Genomic DNA, 19,954 nt, shown 5'->3' on the forward strand with positions numbered 1-19,954 from the left:
GACGTGCCGTTCAGCACGAGCCTGGCGATAAAAACGGATGCGCCAATCACATTGGCTGCGCCGGTCAGTACGCCCGGCGCGTCACGCGGTCGGTCAGATCGAGCAGGGTCTGCCGGGTGGCTCCGGCGATCGGTGCGGTTTCCAGCGCGGTCAGCGCTTCGGCGACCTTGGCGGTAATCAAAGCTTCGACCCGTTCGACCGCGCCACTGGCCGTGATGAGCTCCTGAAGGGCGCGAATCTGGCCCTGATCGAGCGTGGGGTCGCCGAGCTGCGCGTCTAGTATCACTCTGTCCCGGTCGTCCAGCCGCTCCCGAGCCAGCGCAATCAGCACGGTGCGCTTGCCCTCGGTCAGGTCGTCCCCGCTCGGTTTTCCGGTGACCGCGGCATCACCGAACACCCCGAGCAGGTCGTCGCGCAACTGATAGGCCATGCCGAGCGGCAGACCGAAGGCCCGCAATGAACTGAGCTGGTCAGCCGACGCTCCGGCCAGCGCGGCCCCGATCACGAGCGGAGCCTGCACACTGTACTTGGCCGATTTGTAGACGATCACTCGCAGCGCACGGTCGAGCAGTTGCGATTCGGGGTGTGCCAGCCAGGCCCGTTCCTCGAGAATGTCGAGGTATTGCCCGGCCGTGACCTCGGTGCGCATGTGGTTGAACTCGAGCCGAGCGCGTCGGGCTGAAGGTCGGTCGGCGACCGCATCGAGTCCTTCGTCGAGAAGCTCGTCACTCCAGCCGAGCAGCAGGTCGCCGAGCAGCATCGCCGACGCCCGTCCGAACGTGACAGGACCGCCGGACCAGCCCTCATTCTCGTGCAAACTTTCGAACAACTTGTGGGCACTCGGTGCCCCGCGTCGGGTGTCCGAGTTGTCGATGATGTCGTCGTGCACGAGCGCGGCGGCATGAAAAATTTCAAGGGCGCTGGCCGCTGAGACGACCGCCTCCAACCGTGCTGGGGCAGTGGATGCCGCGCCTCGCCCACAGTCTACGTCCGCCGGTGTTTTCGCCTCTAGCTGGGCCGCATGTGGGCCAGTGTCTGCCGCTAGGACGCTCTGCGCGCCCCAGTAACAGAACTGGGCTCGAAACCGTTTTCCACCGCTGAGAAACTGCCGTGAGAAGTCCATCAGAGGCGTCAGATCCGAGCCGATCAGGGTCACAATTGAATCGCGGGACATGAGAAACTCGTCGATGCGAGATTGAACCAAGTCGACCAGGCGTTTGCTTTCAGGCACCCGTATAGCCTAGCCGCCATGGCGGGGTTAGAATTGAGTAGTTCGACCTTACCCAGTTCGAATTTTGCAGTTCAAATTGTGCAGTTCAAATTTTAAACCACCCGCTCGATCCCGCAACTGGAAGGGAATGAGATGCCGCTTTCGGAACAGGAGCAGCGACTCCTTGAAGAGATGGAGCGCAGCCTCTATCACAACGATGCCGACTTTGTCGCCAGCGTCGGAGTGTCGCGACTTCGCCCGAACTATCGTTCCATCGCCGTCGGTGTGCTGCTCGCCGTCGCGGGCATTGTCGCCCTCATCGCGGGTGTTGCACTGGCGTGGCTCTGGCTCGGCATTCTCGGCTTCATTGTGATGTTCGGTGGCGTTCTCATCGCCGTCTCGCCCGGCAAGGCCATCCGTGGTCTTCCCGGGCCGTCTGCACCCGGGCGCCGACCGGAGCAGACTAAGTCAGACCAGGGGCTGATGGATCGTCTGAACGACCGTTGGGACCGCCGTCAGGATGGCCAGTAACACGAACGCCCAGTAACACGAAGAAGCCAGTAACACGAAGAGCCAGTAACGCCACCAGCCAGCAAGCGCAGCGTCCCTCCACAGGGCTCCCAAACTAAAGAAATTGCAGCCCCAAAGGGCCGATCACCCGATCGGCCCTTTTTTTGTGCCCAAAAATCGCCAAGAGGCATCCGTTTTGAACGAATAAGCTCTCTTTTCCTCCACCATGAGTTGCCAATGAATTCATGGCATTTTGTCGAAAAAATTCTGAAACAGGTCAAAATTCTTCGATAAGTGGTTGAAGGTGGAGTAAAGTGGAGGTAGACCTGAATCTGGCCGGAAGAAAGGGGTCCGCGTGTTCCTTGGCACGTACGCTCCCCGGCTCGACGAGAAGGGTCGAATAATTCTTCCCGCGAAATTTCGGGAGGAACTTTCTACCGGCGTGGTGATGACGCGGGGGCAGGAACACTGCATCTACGTGTTCAGCACCCGCGAATTCGAAACGCTCCACGACAAGATCCGCCAGGCGCCGGTCACGAGCAAACAAGCTCGTGACTACCTCCGGGTATTCCTGTCCGGAGCGAGTTCTGAAACGCCGGACAAACAAAACCGCGTCACCATCCCCGGCAATCTCCGCAGCTATGCGGGGCTTGACCGGGAACTGACCGTCATCGGTGCTGGCAGCCGAGTCGAGATTTGGGACAGCGAAGCGTGGGCCACGTACCTCGCCGAGCAGGAAACCTCGTACGCCAACACGACGGAGGAGGTGATTCCGGGACTCTTCTAGCCCTTGGCGCCTGACTCCTCGCCGTTTTAGCCCTGACACACTTCCCCGGTGCCAGGACGAAATGGAGGGGAATCTGGCCTCACGGACTTTCCCGGCATTATGGCCAGCAACGAAATTCACACCCCGGTACTGCTCGAACGCTGTGTCGAGCTACTCGCCCCCGCGCTTGAACAACCCGGAGCAGTGCTCGTTGACGCGACGCTCGGAATGGGCGGTCACGCCGAAGCGATCCTGTCCCGCTTTCCGGGGCTCACGCTCGTCGGCCTAGACCGCGACACCGAGGCCCTCGCCATCGCCGAGGAACGCCTTAAGGGATTCGGCGATCGGGTACACCTCGTGCACACCGTCTATGACGGCATCGGCGAAGCCCTCGACGGCCTCGGCATCACCGAGGTCGCCGGCGTCTTGTTCGACCTTGGTGTGTCCAGCCTGCAGATCGACCGGGTCGAACGCGGCTTTTCCTACTCAAAGGATGCCCCGCTCGACATGCGCATGGATGGCACCGCCGGCCTGACCGCTGAGAGCATCCTCGCCGATTACAGCGAACGCGATCTCAAGCGTATCTTTCAGGACTACGGCGAAGAGAAACTGTCCGCTCGCTACGCCAAGGCCATCGTCGAAGCTCGCCAAACGACTCCCTTCGTGCGGTCGGCACAGCTCGTCGACGTGATCACGAAGGCGACTCCGGTCGCCGTTCAGCGGCAGGGCCACCCGGCCAAACGGGTCTTCCAGGCGCTCCGCATCGAGGTCAACCAGGAGCTCGCCGTGCTCGAGCGGGCCATTCCCGCCGCGCTTGAGCGCGTGCAGGTCGGTGGGCGCATCGTCGTCATGGCGTACCAGTCGCTCGAAGACCGTATCGTCAAACGGGCCCTCGCCGCGGCATCCGGTTCAACTGCCCCCGCCGGCCTGCCGGTGGAACTCCCCGAACACAAACCGCTCTTCACCCTGCTGCTGCGCGGAGCCGAACTGGCATCCGACGAGGAGAAGGCCATCAACCCCCGCGCGACGCCGGTTCGGCTGCGCGCTGCTGAACGACTGAGAAGGGCCGCCGCATGAGCGACAACCTGGCACGCGTATCGTTTGCGGTCGAACGCGAAGAGTTCGAGGCACCGGGGCGTCGCCCCTTTCGTATCGTCTCGTCGAGCCCGAGCCGCCGTACCCGCCCGCGCATCTTCTATGCCCTCACCGCTGTGGCCGGAATGGCCGCAATCATCGTCGCCCAGCTTCTCCTGAGCGTGGGCATCTCCCAGGGCGCCTACGAGATCTCCAGTCTGCAGTCGAGCCAGTCCGAACTCGGCCGCACGGCGGCGGGCGTGAGCGAAGACCTCGCGCGGGTCTCGTCGCCGCAAAGCCTCGCCGCCAACGCAGAGGGACTAGGCATGGTCAGCAACTCCAACCCCGTTTACCTGCGCCTGTCCGACGGCGCTGTTTTGGGCGCTCCGGCATCGGCGTCGGGTTCGCAGGCCGGGGCGGCCAGCCTCGTTCCGAACGCCCTGCTGACCGGCAGCACACTGCTGTCGCAACTGCCCGACCACGCGGCGGCGGGCACCGTCGCGATCACGAGTGCTCCGGTAGTTCCTGCAGGACTCGCGGCGCCCACTACCCGATAGTTTCTCCGTGTCGACCATGATGGGCAGATGAGCGTGCGCAGCAGCAGTGCCCGAACCAACCCGACCAACACCCGGTCCAGTCGTCGACGCACCTTTTTCACCATCGTCGTGCTGTTCGTCATCATCGCTGTCTTCGTGGTGCGACTGGTCGACATTCAGGTGGTGCAGGCCGATTCGCTCACCAAGGACTCCGTGGGAAACCGTTCGGTCGGCCAGGTGATCTACGGCTCGCGCGGCGAGATTGTCGACGGGAACGGTGTGGTGCTTGCCGGAACGGTCATGCGCTACAACATCACCATGTCGCCGGTCAACGCCACCCCTTTCAAGCGCACGGTCGACGGAAAAAAAGTCGAATTGTCGGTGGCCGATGCGGCCGCCGAAATCGGTGCTGCCACCGGTCAAACCGGTGACGCCATTCTGCTGACCATTTCCACCGCCCTCGAGGCCAACTCCAAGGCCAATTTCGCCTACATCGCCCAGAAGGTCGACGTCGACGTGCTGCGCGCCGTGCAAGAGCTGCACATTCCGTGGACGTACTCCGAGAACAGCCCGAGCCGGGTGTACCCGAACGGAGCAGTCGCCGGCAATCTACTCGGATTTCTGTCGGGGGAGGGTGTGCCACAGGCCGGACTCGAATCCGGGCAGGATGCCTGCCTGGCCTCGACCGATGGCTCGGAAACCTACGAGAAGGGCGCCGACGGCGTGCGCATCCCTGGCAGCAGCGTCACGGGCACCGAGGCCGTTGATGGTGGCGACGTCGTCACCACCATCGATTCCGATCTGCAGTGGTTCGTGCAGCAGACCCTCGCCGCTCGGGCACAGGAGACCGGGGCCGCCTGGGCCAACGCGGTCGTGCAGGACGCCAAGACCGGTAAGCTGCTCGCCGTCGCCGACTACCCCTCGGTCGACCCGAACAATGTCGGCGGTACCGAAAACCCCGACGATCGCGGTTCCAGGGCATTCACCCAGTCCTTCGAACCGGGGTCGACCTTCAAAGCGCTCACCGCGGCATCCGTTCTCGATGCCGGCGTTGCCACACTCGACACCGGCGTCGTCGCGCCATACCGCTACCTGCCGTCCAACGGTGCCAACATCAATGACAGCCACTCGCACCCGGACCAGAACATGACCCTCACCGGCGTGCTGATCGACTCGAGCAACACCGGCATGTCCAAGTTCGGCGAGATGCTCACCGATCAGCAGCGCTACGACTATATGAAGGCCTTCGGATTGGGCACCGCTACCGAGACCGGATTCCCGCGCGAAGACGGCGGCATTCTGCACCCCGCCGACGAATGGGACAACCAGACCAGCTACGCGACCATGTTCGGCCAAGGCCTGACCACGACTGCCCTGCAGATCGCCAGCATCTACCAGACCATCGCTAACGACGGCGTGCGTATGCCGGTGCAGCTGGTGGAGGGCTGCCGTCAGACCGACGGCACACTGACCGACGTGCCCGATACTACGGGTACCCGGGTGCTCTCCGAAAGCGCGGCGAACGACACGAGTGACGTGCTCGAGATGGTGTACCAGAAGAGCTGGGTGAACGCTAAGTGGAACATTCCGGGCTATCGCGTCGCAGCCAAGACCGGCACCGCCCAGATGCCCGACGGGCACGGTGGATATTCCAACGGATACCTCGTTTCGGTTTCCGGGTTCGCTCCGGCCGACGATCCGCAGTATGTCGTCTCGGTCAGCATCGCTGATCCTGTTAAACTGAACACATCTGCCGCACCGGCTCCGGTCTTCCAGGAGATCATGAGCCAAGTTTTAAAAAAGTACCGGGCGGTTCCCTCCGGCGCGAGTGCGCCCGACCTCCCGTCCACCTGGTAAGAAAGCGAGCCCAGCGTGTCTGAATTGGCGCCGTCGGCTCTCCGTCCCGAGCATCCCGTTCCGCGGTCGCTGTCGGGATTGGTTGCCGAATTTGATCTAGAACTACGTGGAGACATCGACGGTCTCGAAGTCACCGGGGTGAGCCTGAGCTCCCGCACTGTGCAGCCCGGCGACCTCTACGTCGGTGTTCCCGGCGCACACCTGCACGGAGCCACCTTCGCAGCAGCCGCAGCAGAGTCCGGCGCCGTGGCCATCCTGACCGACCAGGCGGGGGCGCTCCTGGCCGCTGACAGCGGGCTGCCCGTGCTCATCACCCCTGATGCCCGCGCCGCACTCGGTGCTGTCTCCGGGTGGATCTACCGCACCGCCGACAACCCAGCGACCCTGTTCGCGGTGACCGGAACGAACGGCAAGACCAGCGTGGTCTACCTGCTCTTCGGTATCCTGAGCCAGCTGGGCATCGTCTCCGGGCTGACCTCAACGGCTGAGCGCCGCATCGGCGATCTCGCCGTGACCAGTGCGCTGACCACCCCGGAGGCGAGCGAACTGCACGCCCTGCTCGCCCGCATGAATGAGGCCGAGGTGCGCGCGGTCGGCATTGAAGTGTCGGCCCAGGCGCTCAGCCGCTATCGGGTCGACGGGCTGGTCTTCGACGTCGCTGCGTTCACGAACCTCAGCCACGACCACCTCGACGATTACGCGGCGATGGACGACTACTTTCAGGCCAAGATCGAGCTGTTCCAGCCCGATCGCTCGCACCGCGGCGTTGTCACCGTCGACACCGACTGGGGCCGGCGCATCGCCGACGAATGCCGCATACCGGTCACGACCATCACCAACCACACGGATATTGACGCCGACTGGCGCATGACCGTGGTCGGTGAAACCGCCAACCACACCGATTTTGTGCTCGACGGTCCGGACGGCCGGCGCCTGCGCACCCGGGTACCCTTGCTCGGCTGGTACATGGCGGCGAATGCAGCCCTCGCTATCGTGATGCTGGTCGAATCCGGCTTCGACCTCGAGGCCATCCAACACACCCTCGACCGTGACGGCGGCATCGTCGCCTATATTCCCGGCCGGGCCGAGCGCATCTCCGGCGACCGGGGCCCGCTCGTCTACATCGACTACGGGCACAGTCCAGACGCCTTCGTCAATACCCTCGCGGCCCTGCGCAAATTCACCCCCGGCAAGCTGATCATGCTGTTCGGCGCTGACGGCGACCGTGACACCACGAAACGCGCCGATATGGGCGCGATCGCGGCCCGCGGCAGCGATATCGTGGTCGTGACCGACTTTCACCCGCGCTACGAAGACGCCGCGAGCATCCGTGCTGTCTTACTCGAAGCAGCGCGCGCGGCCGTTCCCGACGGCGAGTTCTACGAGGTGGCCAACCCTCGTGCGGCATTCCGCACGGCGTTGTCACTGGCACACGAAGGAGACACCATTTTGTATGCCGGCCCAGGCCATGAGGACTACCACGAGGTACAGGGCAGGAAACTGCCCTACTCGGCCCGCGAGGATGCCCGAGAAGCGCTGCGCTCGGCTGGGTGGCTATAAATGATCGCCCTCTCCCTGGCCGAGATCAGCGAGGCCGTTGACGGTACGCTGCACCTGGCCGGTCCGGCCGCCGACGCTGACCAGGTCAGCGGATCGGTTCAGACCGACTCCCGCCTGATCGAACGAGGCTCGATTTTCGTCGCCAAGCCCGGCGCAGTGACCGACGGTCACCTGTTCGCGCCACTCGCCGCCGAGCGCGGCGCCGCCGTGCTGATCGTCGAGCGACTGCTCGATCTGCCGGTCACCCAGATCGTCGTCGCCGACGCCGTGGCCGCGCTCGGCGCCCTTGCCGCGGTCGTGGTCGCCCGGGTGCGCGCCGCCGGAACGCTCAAGGTTGTAGCAGTCACCGGCTCCAACGGCAAGACCACCACCAAGAACCTGCTGCGCAGCATGCTCGAACGGGTCGGCCCGACCGTCGCCCCGCGCGGATCCTTCAATAACCAGGTCGGCGCGCCGATGACCATGCTTGAGGTCACCGCCGAGACGCGTTTTCTCGTGATCGAGATGGGCGCCAGCAGCGAGGGCGCCATCGCACACCTGGTGCGCCTGGCCCGGCCCGACGTAGGAATTGTGCTCAGTGTCGGCCTCGCTCACGCCGGCGAGTTCGGTGATCTCGATGCCACAGTGCGTGCCAAGTCCGAGATGGTCACCGACCTGCTTGCAACGGATGTCGCGGTGCTCAATGCAGACGATCCGCGCGTCGCGCAGATGGCCGCGCTCACCCCGGCCCGCATCGTGTACTTCGGCGAATATGGTCAGGTCGACGTGCGCGCGAGTGACCTGCACTCCGGCCGCACCGGAACGACCTTTACGCTGTACCTCGCCAACGGGCAAAGCGCCCAGGTCGTGTTTCGGGTGCTCGGTGAGCACCACGTTATGAATGCCCTCGCCGCCGCCGCCGCCGCTGAGGTGCTCGGAGTCACGCTGGTCGACATCGTCGCCGCGCTCGAGGCCACGACCAGGGCTGAACGCTGGCGCATGGAGGTACTCGGCGGCAAGGACGACGTCACCGTCATCAACGACGCCTACAACGCGAGCCCCGACTCAATGAGTGCCGCGCTCAAGACCCTCGCCCAGATTGGCACCCCCGGAAAGCGCACCATCGCCGTGCTTGGCGAAATGGCCGAACTGGGGGAACTAGCCGGTGAGGAGCACGATCGCATCGGTCTGCTCGCCGTGCGTCTCAATATTTCGCAGTTGATCGTGGTCGGGCTCGCCGCCCGCCGCATGCACATCAGCACAATCAACGAGGGGTCCTGGGACGGTGAGTCGGCGTATGTCGACACGCCGGAGGAGGCCTTCGACCTGGTGCGTAGCTCAGTGAATCCGGGTGATACCGTGCTCGTCAAGTCATCCAACTCTGCGGGTCTGCGGTTCCTCGGCGATCGGCTGGGAGACTTGTTCTCGTGAGAGTCTTGCTATTGTCCGGCGCGTTTTCGCTCGCCTTCACCCTGTTTCTGACGCCGCTGTTCATTCGGCTGTTCAAGAAGTTCGGCTGGGGCCAGTTCATTCGCGACGATGGGCCAAAGAGCCATCATGCCAAGCGCGGCACCGCCACCATGGGTGGCATCATCATTATTCTTGGCGTGCTGATCAGCTATTTCACCGCCATGCTGATCGAGCAACGACCGTTTACCCCTTCGCCCCTGCTCGTGCTGTTCATGATGGTCGGCCTCGGACTGGTCGGGTTTCTCGACGACTTTTTAAAGACCCGCCATCAGCGCAGCCTCGGCCTCGGCGGTTGGTCCAAGGTGCTGGGGCAGGTCATCGTCGCCGGCGCGTTCGGAGTGCTGTCGCTGCAATTCGTCGACCGTAATGGTCAGACTCCCGCCTCGACCAGTGTGTCGTTCATTCGGGACCTGCCACTGGACTTCATGAAGCTCGGCACCTTCCTCGGCATCGCCGTGTTCCTGCTCTGGATCTGCCTAATCGTGGCCGCGACCTCAAACGGGGTGAACGTCGCTGACGGCCTCGATGGACTCGCCACCGGGGCATCCATTTTCGCCATTGGATCCTTCGTCGTGATCGGGTTCTGGCAGTCCAACCAGAGCTGCTTTGGGGGATCGGATGCCGCCGACCAGTACAAGTGCTACCTCGGACCCGACTCGTTCGACCTTGCCATCGTCGCGGCGACCATCGTCGGCGGCCTGATCGGATTTCTCTGGTGGAATACCTCCCCGGCCAAGATCTTTCTCGGCGACACCGGTTCGCTGGCCCTCGGTGGGGCGCTGGCTGCCCTCGCCATTCTCAGCCGCACCGAGCTGCTGCTCGTGCTCATCGGTGGGCTGTTCGTGATGGAAGCCGGGTCGGTCATCGTGCAACGCGCCTACTTCAAGATCACCCACGGTAAACGCATCTTTTTGATGAGCCCGGTCCATCACCATTTTGAACTCAAGGGCTGGGCCGAAGTCACCGTCGTTGTGCGGTTCTGGATCATCGGCGGCCTGCTCGTCGCCGCCGGTGTCGGCTCGTTCTACCTCGAATGGCTGTCTCAATAGTGAACCCTGAAACCCCCGCTTCCGGCGACCGCCTGAACGGGCTCGTCAGCTGGCACGCCGACTGGCGGGCCTTGCGGGTCACCGTGCTCGGTCTTGGGGTGACCGGTTTTTCCGCCGCGGACACCCTCGCCGAACTCGATGCCGACGTGCTCGTGCTCGCGTCGCCGGGTATCGACGAGCGCTTCGACCTGTTGACCGTGCTCGGGGTGCCGTTCGTGCAGGCTGACCTGCGTGAGGTGCCGGCTGAGCTAGTAGCGCAGCATCCGGAATTGATCATCGTCTCTCCCGGCTTTCACCCCGACCACCCCGTACTACTCTGGGCGGCCGAGCACAATGTGCCGGTCTGGGGCGACATCGAATTGGCCTGGCGGCTGCGCGACAAGGTCGGGACCCCGGCCGAGTGGATGCTCGTCACCGGCACTAATGGCAAAACCACCACGGTGCAGCTGACGGCGACCATGCTCGCCGCGCATGGCAGTCGAGTGGCCCCCTGTGGCAATATCGGCGTGCCCGTACTCGACGCCATTCGCGACCCACAGGGCTGGGACGTGCTAGTTGTCGAACTATCGAGCTACCAGCTGCACCACCTGCCGCCCAGCGGACCCGGTGCACTACGTCCCTGGGCCAGCCTCTGCCTCAACGTCGCCGACGACCACCTCGACTGGCACGGCTCCGCTGCGGCCTACCGCGCAGCCAAGGCCAAGGTCTACCTCAATACCGCCGTCGCGTGCGTGTACAACACAGCGGATGCCGCGACCCTCGCGATGGTGCAGGATGCCGAGGTGCAGGAGGGCGCCCGCGCCATCGGTATCGGCCTCGGCGTGCCCGGACCGAGCGACCTCGGCATCGTCGACGGCATCGTCTGCGACCGGGCCTTTCTCGACGACCGCTTCGAGCGGGCCCTCGAACTGACCACCGTTCCGCACCTGGTCGCAGCTGGGCTCGGCGCCCCACACGTGATTACCGACGTGCTCGCCGCGAGTGCGCTCGCGCGCTCCTTCGGGGTTGAGCCGGCGACCATCCACCGCGCGCTCGAAACCTTTCACCTCGACGCACACCGCATCGAAACGGTCGCGATCGGCGACGGCGTGGAGTGGATCGACGACTCCAAGGCCACCAACCCGCACGCCGCGGATGCCTCGCTGGCCGCCTACGAGTCGGTGGTCTGGCTGGTTGGGGGGCTGCTCAAGGGTGTCGACATCTCCGAGCTCGTGCTGAAGCACGTCGGCCGACTACGCGGCGCCGTCATCATCGGCGTTGATCGAGCCGCAGTACGCGAGGCATTCGCGCGACACGCCCCCGACCTGACCGTGTTTGAGATCGACGCCAGCGACACTGAACAGGTGATGACGGCTGCAGTGCGGCTGGCTGCCTCGATCGCACAGGCCGGCGACACCGTTCTGCTCGCACCGGCCGCGGCATCGATGGATCAGTTCGAGAGCTATGCCGAACGCGGCCGGCTCTTCAATCAGGCAGTACACGATTTCTTGGGCAGGTGACGCGGTTGGTACAGGTGCCCCGTAAGCCCGCATCCGAGCTGGCAGCGCAGAACCCGGGCAGCACGGAGAATGCGCGCGCCTTTCGCCCCACACCCGGCGCGCGCAAGACCGAGCGCAGGTCGGGGATTCCCGAGCAGCCGGCGACGGAAGGGCCGGGCGGACCATCCGTTCGAATCAACCTCGGTCGGGTGTTCAAGGCCGAGGGCGGCAACTACTTTCTGCTGCTCGGCACCACCCTGTTCCTGGTGGTTTTCGGCCTCGTCATGGTGCTGTCGTCGTCGTCGGTCGATTCCTTTCTGGCCGATATGGGCTTCTTCGGCGGAATTTTGCGTCAGGGTATGTTTGCGCTGATCGGCATTCCACTCATGCTCGTCGTGAGCAGGCTGCCGCTCGCCTTCTGGCGTCGCATGGCCTGGCCGGCGATGCTGATCACCTGCTTCTTTCAGTTTCTGGTCGTCGCCACCGGCCTCGGCGTCGGCACCGGCGGCAACACCAACTGGCTCAACATTTTTGGTATTCAGTTTCAGCCCTCCGAGGGCATCAAGGTGGCCCTGGTTATCTGGCTCGGTGTGATCCTTTCGAAAAAACAGCACCAGTTGCACGACTGGAAGCACGTGTTCATTCCGGTCTTCGGGGTTGGCGGTGGCGCCGCGCTTCTCGTCATGCTCGGCGGTGACCTCGGAACAACGATGATCATGGCCGGCATTCTGTTCGGCGCACTGTTCTTCGCCGGCGTTAAACTGCGCCTGCTCATTGTGCCGCTGCTGGTCGGCGTCGGCGCAGCGGTCGTGCTGGCCATTGTGAGCCCCAATCGGCTGACTCGCATCACGAGTTTTCTGCACGAGGGCTGTACGGAACTGGTCGGGGAGATCTCGTCGAGTTGCTGGCAGCCGCTGCACGGCACCTGGGCCCTCGCCAACGGAGGAATCTTCGGCGTCGGCCTCGGCAACTCCGCGGCAAAATGGTCGTGGCTGCCGGCCGCCGACAACGACTACATCTTCGCCATAATCGGCGAAGAACTCGGCCTGATCGGCTGCATAGTCGTGCTCGGCATGTTCATTTTGCTGGCCTTCGCCTTTTTGCGCATCATGCGCGCAGCCACGACCGTGCAGGCCAAGGTCTCCACCGCCGCCGCCATGGTTTGGATCATCGGACAGGCCTTCGTCAACATCGGCGTCGTGCTCGGTGTGTTCCCCGTTCTGGGCGTGCCGCTGCCGCTGATCTCGGCCGGAGGCACCGCCCTGCTCACCACCCTCGTCGCGATCGGCATCGTGCTCTCTTTCGCCCGCGGCGACCGATCGAGCGACGCGGAGGGCGCCTTCAGTCCGAATGATCTGCACGACACCAATCTTGTTGAGGCTGACCGAGCATGACCACGTACCTTCTGGCGGGCGGCGGCACCGCTGGCCACGTCAACCCCCTGCTCGCCGTCGCCGACCGAATTCGCGCGAGTGAAGCGGATGCCACGGTGCTGGTTCTCGGCACCGCTGAAGGTCTCGAGGCACGTCTGGTGCCGGCCCGCGGCTACGAACTCATCGTCGTTCCCCGGGTGCCGTTTCCGCGTCGGCCGAACTGGACGGTCCTCGCCTTTCTGCCGCGCTTTAGCGCGGCCGTGCGCGGCGTGGCCGCGGTCATTCGCTCTCGAAAGGTCGACGTGGTCGTTGGCTTCGGCGGGTATGTTTCGACGCCGGCCTATCTCGCGGCCCGGCGCGCGGGTGTGCCGATCGTCATTCACGAGGCCAACGCCAGACCAGGCCTGGCCAACAAACTCGGCGCCCGCCTGACCCGGCATGTCGGGGTGGCTTTCGCCGGCACCCCGCTTCGGCACGCCCGCTTCGTCGGGATGCCGCTCCGGCCCGAAATCGAAGAGCTCGACCGTTTGGCCGTCCGCGCCGAGGCCCTCGCGTTCTTCTCGCTCGAGCCCGAGCGTCCTGTGCTGCTGGTCACCGGGGGATCGCTCGGCGCGCGCCGGCTCAACGAGACCATGGTCGAGTCAGCCTCCGCCCTCGTGGCCGCCGGCTGGCAGGTGCTACACATCACCGGGTCCAAGGCTGAGATCGTCGACCCCGGCGTGCCGCAGTATCACCTGGTTGCCTATTGCGATCGGATGGACCTGGCCCTCGCCGTAGCCGATTTCGCCGTGACCCGGGCGGGTGCAGCGACGGTCAGCGAACTGTGCGCGCTCGGCATTCCGGCCGTGTACGTGCCGTATCCGGTCGGCAACGGCGAGCAGCGCTTCAATGCCGCGCCGGTGCTGGCCGCCGGCGGCGGCGTGCTGATCAATGACAAGGACTTCGTGCCGGCCTGGGTTCTTGGCGAGTTGGTGACCCTGTTGGGTGACCGGGCGCGGCTGCATTTGATGGGGCGTGGGGCGGCATCCGTCGGCGTGTTGGACGGCACGGCACGCATGCTCGACCTCGTGCACGGGGCACTCACGACTTGAACGTCGGTCGGCACGCGTAACCTAGTGCCCGCACGAATTGTTTTATTTGCTTCGATCGAGAAGAGCACACCACCGTGATCCAACCAGACCTCACCCTGATCATTCCCGAGAACCTCGGCGTGGTGCACTTCGTGGGCATTGGAGGCTCCGGAATGAGCGGAATCGCACGCCTATTCCTGAATCAGGGCTACACGGTTACCGGCTCCGACGCCAAGGATTCGCCCAACGTGCAGGCGCTGCGTCAACTCGGTGCCAGCGTATTCATCGGGCACGATGCGGCGAATGTCGGCGCGGCCGACACCCTCGTCGTCACCGGCGCGCTCTGGCAGGACAACCCGGAGTACGTACTCGCCAATGAGCGCGGCCTTCCGGTGCTGCACCGCGCGCAGGCACTGGCCTGGCTCATTCGTGAGCACCGCCTCGTTGCCGTCGCGGGCGCCCACGGCAAGACCACGTCCACCGGAATGATCGTCACCGGGCTGCTCGGCCTCGGCCAGGACCCGAGCTTCGTCAACGGTGGCGTGATCGAATCGCTCGGGGTGAGTTCTGCAAGCGGAACCGACGACCTGTTCGTGGTCGAAGCCGACGAATCGGACGGCTCGTTCTTGCTCTACCACACAGCGGTGGCGCTGGTCACAAACGTCGACCCCGACCACCTCGACCATTACGGCTCGCTTGAAGCGTTCGAGGCCGCGTTCGTCCAGTTCAGCAGCAAGGCCGGCGAGCTCGTCGTCATCTCTTCCGACGATGTCGGCGCCGTGCGGGTCACCGCAACGGTCACCGCCGGCCTGGCCGAAGCGGATGCCGCCGCGCGCGTGATCACGTTCGGCGAGCACCCCGATTCCACCGTTCGCGTGCACTCCATCACCACGACCGGTCCGGTGAGCTTCAGCGTCGCCTGGCAGGGCCAGGATTACAGCGCCACCCTGCGCATTCCCGGCAAGCACAACGCCATCAACGCGGCCGGCGCCTTCGCCGTGCTGGTGGGGCTCGGCTTCGATCCCGCGGCAAGCCTCGACGCGATCGCCGGCTTTGGCGGTACCCAACGCCGGTTCGAACTGCACGGCACCGTCGGCGGCGTTAGCGTCTACGACGATTACGCCCACCACCCGACCGAGGTCGCCGCGGCCCTCGCGGCCGCCCGCACCGTCGTGGGGGAGGGCCGCATCATCGCGGTGCACCAACCGCACCTGTACAGTCGCACCCGCCTGTTCGCTCAGGAATTCGCCGAGACGCTCGAGAACTTTGCCGACCAGACGATTGTGCTCGCGGTGTACGGCGCCCGCGAAGACCCGGAGCCCGGAGTGACCGGCGCGATCGTGTCGGAGCGGTTCCGCGACCCGTCGCGCGTCGCCTATGTGCCGGACTGGCAGGATGCCGCCGATTACCTCGCCAGTATCGCCCGCGAGGGCGACTTCGTGGTCACTCTCGGCTGTGGCGACGTCAACCGTATTGTTCCCCAGCTGCTCGCCGCGCTCGAACAGGCACGCGCATGAGGTGGCGGTGAGGCGGCCGGCCGGCTTCGATCGCCCAGCCAGGGCGACTCCGACCCCGGCGGGGAAGCCATCTCGGGCTCAATCGAATGCTCAGCCGAATGCTCAGCCGGATGCTCAGCGGACTCCAGCACCGAAACCGTCGAGCTCTAAGCCGCCTGCCCAGGCAGCTTCGGCGCCGAAACCCTCGCGCACCCGGCCGGCTGTGGGGTCGAACCAAAAACCTGACGGCCCGACTGGCGCCGCCGCGAGTTCGGTGACGACACCGAAGATGTTCCTCCGGCGTGGCATCGGCGGGAAGAGTGGGTCGAATGGGCCCTCGATATCGTCCGCGAGGCCTTTCGATGGTTCCGACACGACGACGGAGCCGATTGTTATCCCCGGGGCCGGGGCATCCGATTCACCGACTCCGGTAGGCGGGGGCGAGCGCGCCGCCCCGGCAGGCCCGGCCGCTCTAACGACCCGTCGGTTAACGACGGTCGCGGCAACCTGGGCGACGTTCGTAACCCCTCGGATGTCGACAACGGCCGCGCCAGCAGGGCTGGCACGCGGCGGACACGCTGGGGCGCGCGCAGCACGGTCGGTCCTGCGAGCAGCTCAACGCGCCCGCAAACGCTTCGAACGTGCGGAGGTGCGTCGGTTCACCGGGCGTACTCGGCGCCGTCGTATTGCTTGGATCGTCGGGGGCGGCAGCGTTGCGCTCGCGTTCGGCCTGATCATCGGCGCCGCTTACTCGCCGCTCATGGCGCTGCGCACGATTGAGGTCGTCGGCACCAGCCGCATTCCTGCAGGCGCCGTCGCCACTGCGCTTGTCGGCCAGCTCGGCACCCCGTTGCCGCTCCTCGACGCCGACGAGGTCAAGACCGAACTCTCCCAGTTCAAGCTCATCCAGAGTTACGTCACCGAGAGTCGCCCGCCCAACACGCTCGTGGTGCGGGTCATTGAACGGGTTCCGGTGGGCGTCCTCACCGGAGCGACCGGCTTCGACCTCGTAGATGCTGCTGGCGTCGTTGTGGAAACGACACCGGAACGTGCCGTCGGCTACCCGCTCATCGAGGTACCCGATGGCGTCGACAGCGCCGGATTCACCGCCGCGGCCGCAGTCCTCGCCGTGTTGCCCGAAAGTATCCGCACGCAATTGGATTCCGTCACCGCCGTGACCACGGATGACGTCACGCTCAGCCTGCTCGGCGGCGAACGGGTGGTCTGGGGCAACCCGGAGAAGTCGGAGTACAAGGCCGTCGTGCTCGCCGCTCTGCTTATCGGGCACCCGGCTGGCACGGTCAATGAGTACGACGTTTCCTCGCCCGACAGCGCCGTGCTGCGCTAGTTTCCGGCGTCGACAACCTCTCACCTCGCGCCAGCGGATGCTGCGCGCGCGTGGCCTGCCGGGTGCGCGAGTAGCTTTTTGGCGCGCGGGCGCGATTCAGGAGCGCGAGCATCGGGTTATGAGCCCCGAGCAAGGTCACGGTAGCGGATTTTGTGTGTACTTCGCGACACGCGGGCGTGCCTCCCCATTCGCGCGCGTCGCCCGCATACTTTCGTAATCAGGAATTGCATACTCAGCATAACTTTAAACTTCGACTAGAGGTTTAGGGTTCCACCCGGAGGCCGGACGTGTCAAACAATCAAAATTATCTAGCCGTCATCAAGGTTGTCGGCATCGGCGGTGGTGGTGTCAACGCCGTTAACCGCATGATCGAACTGGGCCTCCGCGGTGTCGAGTTCATCGCCATCAATACGGATGCCCAGGCTTTGCTTATGAGCGACGCCGACGTCAAGCTTGACGTCGGTCGTGACCTCACCCGCGGCCTCGGTGCCGGCGCTGACCCCGAGGTGGGCCGTCGCGCCGCCGAGGATCACGCCGAGGAGATCGAAGAAGCCCTGGCCGGGGCAGACATGGTGTTCGTCACCGCCGGCGAGGGTGGTGGCACCGGAACCGGTGGCGCTCCCGTCGTCGCCCGCATCGCCAAGTCGATCGGTGCCCTCACCATCGGTGTCGTCACCAAGCCGTTCGGCTTCGAGGGCAAGCGCCGCCAGGCTCAGGCCGAGACCGGCGTGGCTTCGCTCAAAAACGAGGTCGACACCCTCATCGTCGTGCCCAACGACCGTTTGCTGGAGATCAGCGACCGCGGCATCAGCATGCTCGAGGCTTTCGCGACCGCCGACCAGGTGCTCCTGGCCGGCGTACAGGGCATCACCGACCTGATCACCACCCCCGGCCTGATCAACCTCGACTTCGCCGACGTCAAATCGGTCATGCAGGGCGCCGGTTCGGCCCTCATGGGTATCGGCTCTGCTCGAGGCGCCGACCGCGCCATCAAGGCGGCCGAACTGGCCGTGGCCTCGCCGTTGCTCGAGGCCTCCATCGATGGCGCCCACGGCGTGCTCCTGTCGATCCAGGGTGGCTCCAACCTCGGAATCTTCGAGATCAATGACGCGGCCCGCCTCGTGCAGGAGGCAGTGCACCCCGAAGCGAACATTATCTTCGGTGCCGTCATCGACGACACCCTCGGCGACGAGGTACGGGTCACCGTCATCGCCGCCGGCTTTGACGGGGGCGAGCCCGGCGCGAAGGCTGTCGAGGTGCGGCGGGCCGACCTTGTCGCGGCCGGCATTGCGGCCGGGACCGGAACGGCATCCGCTGGATCAGCTGGCGCGCCGCCCACCGATTCGGGCAGCTACAGCGACGGCGAGCTGGCAGCCTCCGTCTGGAGTGGTACCGACTCCGCGAGCGGCGTCACCGTGGCCGACCCGGCCTTCGAAGAAGAGGCCGACGACCTGGACATCCCCGACTTTCTCAAGTAGGTCGAGATCCATCCTGGGGCCGACTCAGTCGGCCCCGGAAATCGTGCCTTAACCGCCTGAATTGAAACGAACCGAGCAGCATGAGCATGGCAACTCCAGGCGCGACAGCGCCCGATCTGGTCACCCGTCTCGAAACCGTGAGCGTCGGTGTGGCCGACGCCGCTCGCGAGGCCGGTCGCGATCCGGCCGAGATCACGACTATCGTCGTCACCAAGTTCCATCCCCTGTCGATGATCGAAGCCTTGTATGCCCTCGGGGTGCGCGATGTGGGGGAGAACCGACACCAGGAGGCGCAGTCCAAGGCTGCTGAGCTCGCCAAGCTCGACCTGACCTGGCATTTTGTTGGACAGGTGCAGGGCAAGAAGGCGCGCCAGGTGCGCGCCTACGCCGACGTCATCCACTCGGTTGATCGGGACTCTCTCGTGGCCGCACTCGCCTCGGCGGAATCGACCATCGACTGCTTCATCCAGGTCAACTTGACAGACGATGCAGCTCGAGGAGGCGTGGATCCCGCGAACCTGCCGGCTTTGGTCGACACGGTCCTCGCCGCGCCCGGCGTGCACCTGCTCGGGCTCATGGCTGTCGCGCCGCTCAGCGCTGGAGAAGGCGGGGAAGAACCACGCCGCGCCTTTGCGCGCGTGCGCAACCTTGGTGAGCAGATTCGCAGCCAGGCCCCCGCGGCCACGGCATTGTCGATGGGCATGAGCCAGGACTACGCCGCTGCCGTACTCGAAGGGGCGACACACCTAAGAATTGGCACCGCAATCACCGGTAATCGTCCGGCGTTCAGTTAATCTCGAAGAAGCAAACCAACACGGAGGTCGACATGTCCAACCCGCTCAAGAAAACCATGGTCTACCTGGGTCTGGCAGACGAAGAGCTGGAGTACCAGGCGCCCGCAGGTGCCCAGGGTGCTGCCAACACGAACCACGTGAGCGCAGTGCCGGCCCGTGGGCACGACAGCACGCCCCACGGTACCGCCGCGCACTCCAGCGCAGCCCAGAACACTGCCGGTCGCGCACCGGTCACCCCCCTGCGCAAGACTGCGACCCCCCAGAATGTGGCTGCGTCCGAAATGAATGAAATTCTTACCGTTCACCCGCGTGCCTACAAGGATGCCCAGGTCATCGCCGAATCCTTCCGTGACGGCATCCCGGTTATCATCAACCTGTCGCAGATGAGTGACGGCGACGCTCGCCGCCTCATCGACTTTGCGAGCGGCCTGTCGCAGGGACTGTACGGCAAAATCGAACGGGTCACCGCGAAGGTCTTCTTGCTGTCGCCGTCCCACGTCATCGTCTCCGGCGACAGCACCACCGAAGAGGGCGCTGAGGACAGCTCCTTCTTCGCGCAAGGCTAGACTTGAGTGTGACTGGTATACCGATTCTCGGGAATCTCTTCTACTTCCTGTTCTTTATGTACTTCCTCGTTCTGTGGGGTCGTTTCATCGTTGATCTCGTGCGCGGCGTGAACCGATCCTGGCGGCCGCAGGGCTTCCTACTCGTGTTGGTAGAGCTCGTCTACACGCTGACCGACCCGCCGGTGCGATTCTTCAGAAAACTGGTACCGCCGCTTCGGATTGGTCCTATCGCGTTGGATTTCGGTTTCACACTGACGATGCTGTGCTGCATCGTGGGCATGTCGCTGTCGGGCTTACTGTAATAGCCCCACCGAGGCATGTATCCTTGTCCGATGATGGT

The 19,954-nt window shown here is 64.7% G+C and carries 19 protein-coding genes; 17 read left to right on the top strand and 2 right to left on the bottom strand.

The window, feature by feature from the left end:
- Positions 1-64 precede the first annotated feature (64 nt).
- Entirely contained in the window at positions 65-1,231 is a 1,167-nt protein-coding gene (locus tag CXY71_RS18750) for a polyprenyl synthetase family protein (RefSeq protein ID WP_104139109.1), read from the bottom strand.
- 132 nt (positions 1,232-1,363) lie between these two features.
- Here CXY71_RS18750 and CXY71_RS18755 point away from each other — a divergent pair, with 132 nt between their 5' ends.
- The 12 genes from CXY71_RS18755 to murC all read left to right on the top strand — a co-directional run bounded on the left by CXY71_RS18755 (position 1,364) and on the right by murC (position 15,449).
- Entirely contained in the window at positions 1,364-1,741 is a 378-nt protein-coding gene (locus CXY71_RS18755; protein ID WP_104139111.1) for a DUF3040 domain-containing protein, read from the top strand.
- Positions 1,742-2,075: 334 nt separating this feature from the next.
- Positions 2,076-2,507 (top strand): division/cell wall cluster transcriptional repressor MraZ, encoded by a 432-nt coding sequence (gene mraZ / locus CXY71_RS18760; protein ID WP_092339873.1) that lies wholly within the window; start codon positions 2,076-2,078, stop codon positions 2,505-2,507.
- 99 nt (positions 2,508-2,606) lie between these two features.
- Entirely contained in the window at positions 2,607-3,563 is a 957-nt protein-coding gene (rsmH, locus tag CXY71_RS18765; RefSeq protein WP_104139114.1) for a 16S rRNA (cytosine(1402)-N(4))-methyltransferase RsmH, read from the top strand.
- Entirely contained in the window at positions 3,560-4,117 is a 558-nt protein-coding gene (locus tag CXY71_RS18770) for a hypothetical protein (protein WP_104139116.1), read from the top strand. Before rsmH ends, CXY71_RS18770 begins: the two co-directional genes overlap by 4 nt.
- 27 nt (positions 4,118-4,144) lie before the next feature.
- Positions 4,145-5,953: a penicillin-binding protein 2 gene (locus tag CXY71_RS18775; protein WP_104139120.1), complete on the top strand. Its 1,809-nt coding sequence runs from the start codon at positions 4,145-4,147 to the stop codon at positions 5,951-5,953.
- A 15-nt stretch (positions 5,954-5,968) separates the two neighbouring features.
- Positions 5,969-7,513, top strand: a complete 1,545-nt coding sequence (locus CXY71_RS18780) for a Mur ligase family protein (RefSeq protein ID WP_104139123.1) — start codon at positions 5,969-5,971, stop codon at positions 7,511-7,513.
- Positions 7,514-8,923 carry a UDP-N-acetylmuramoyl-tripeptide--D-alanyl-D-alanine ligase gene (murF, locus tag CXY71_RS18785; RefSeq protein ID WP_104139126.1) on the top strand — a complete coding sequence of 470 codons (1,410 nt, stop codon included), beginning with the start codon at positions 7,514-7,516 and terminating at the stop codon, positions 8,921-8,923.
- Positions 8,920-10,011 (top strand): phospho-N-acetylmuramoyl-pentapeptide-transferase, encoded by a 1,092-nt coding sequence (gene mraY / locus CXY71_RS18790; protein WP_104139129.1) that lies wholly within the window; start codon positions 8,920-8,922, stop codon positions 10,009-10,011. The genes murF and mraY overlap by 4 nt, the downstream gene beginning before the upstream one ends.
- A complete protein-coding gene (murD, locus tag CXY71_RS18795) occupies positions 10,011-11,510 on the top strand; it encodes a UDP-N-acetylmuramoyl-L-alanine--D-glutamate ligase (protein WP_233198480.1) in 1,500 nt (499 codons plus the stop codon). The genes mraY and murD overlap by 1 nt, the downstream gene beginning before the upstream one ends.
- Before the next feature lie 14 nt (positions 11,511-11,524).
- Positions 11,525-12,883, top strand: coding sequence for a putative lipid II flippase FtsW (gene ftsW, locus CXY71_RS18800; protein ID WP_233198481.1), 1,359 nt, complete (start codon positions 11,525-11,527; stop codon positions 12,881-12,883).
- On the top strand, positions 12,880-13,953 hold the full coding sequence (locus CXY71_RS18805; protein WP_104139136.1) for a glycosyltransferase: 1,074 nt from the start codon (positions 12,880-12,882) through the stop codon (positions 13,951-13,953). The genes ftsW and CXY71_RS18805 overlap by 4 nt, the downstream gene beginning before the upstream one ends.
- A gap of 74 nt (positions 13,954-14,027) precedes the next feature.
- Positions 14,028-15,449, top strand: a complete 1,422-nt coding sequence (gene murC, locus CXY71_RS18810; protein WP_104139139.1) for a UDP-N-acetylmuramate--L-alanine ligase — start codon at positions 14,028-14,030, stop codon at positions 15,447-15,449.
- 114 nt (positions 15,450-15,563) lie between these two features.
- Here murC and CXY71_RS21290 read toward each other — a convergent pair whose 3' ends face one another.
- Entirely contained in the window at positions 15,564-15,803 is a 240-nt protein-coding gene (locus CXY71_RS21290; protein WP_158253161.1) for a hypothetical protein, read from the bottom strand.
- 157 nt (positions 15,804-15,960) lie between these two features.
- Here CXY71_RS21290 and CXY71_RS21295 point away from each other — a divergent pair, with 157 nt between their 5' ends.
- The 5 genes from CXY71_RS21295 (at position 15,961) to CXY71_RS18835 (ending at position 19,916) form a co-directional block, all read left to right on the top strand.
- Entirely contained in the window at positions 15,961-16,776 is an 816-nt protein-coding gene (locus CXY71_RS21295; RefSeq protein WP_158253162.1) for an FtsQ-type POTRA domain-containing protein, read from the top strand.
- A gap of 287 nt (positions 16,777-17,063) precedes the next feature.
- On the top strand, positions 17,064-18,254 hold the full coding sequence (gene ftsZ, locus CXY71_RS18820; RefSeq protein WP_104139145.1) for a cell division protein FtsZ: 1,191 nt from the start codon (positions 17,064-17,066) through the stop codon (positions 18,252-18,254).
- 80 nt (positions 18,255-18,334) lie between these two features.
- Positions 18,335-19,048: a YggS family pyridoxal phosphate-dependent enzyme gene (locus CXY71_RS18825; protein ID WP_104139148.1), complete on the top strand. Its 714-nt coding sequence runs from the start codon at positions 18,335-18,337 to the stop codon at positions 19,046-19,048.
- Positions 19,049-19,080: 32 nt separating this feature from the next.
- Complete coding sequence (locus tag CXY71_RS18830) at positions 19,081-19,614, top strand: cell division protein SepF (RefSeq protein ID WP_104139151.1); 534 nt, start codon at positions 19,081-19,083, stop codon at positions 19,612-19,614.
- Between the two features lie 8 nt (positions 19,615-19,622).
- Positions 19,623-19,916 carry a YggT family protein gene (locus CXY71_RS18835; RefSeq protein ID WP_233198482.1) on the top strand — a complete coding sequence of 98 codons (294 nt, stop codon included), beginning with the start codon at positions 19,623-19,625 and terminating at the stop codon, positions 19,914-19,916.
- The last annotated feature ends 38 nt before the right edge of the window (positions 19,917-19,954 follow it).

It is taken from the genome of Cryobacterium sp. Y62 (genome assembly GCF_002929785.1).
In the GTDB taxonomy this organism is placed as follows: Bacteria; Actinomycetota; Actinomycetes; order Actinomycetales; family Microbacteriaceae; genus Cryobacterium.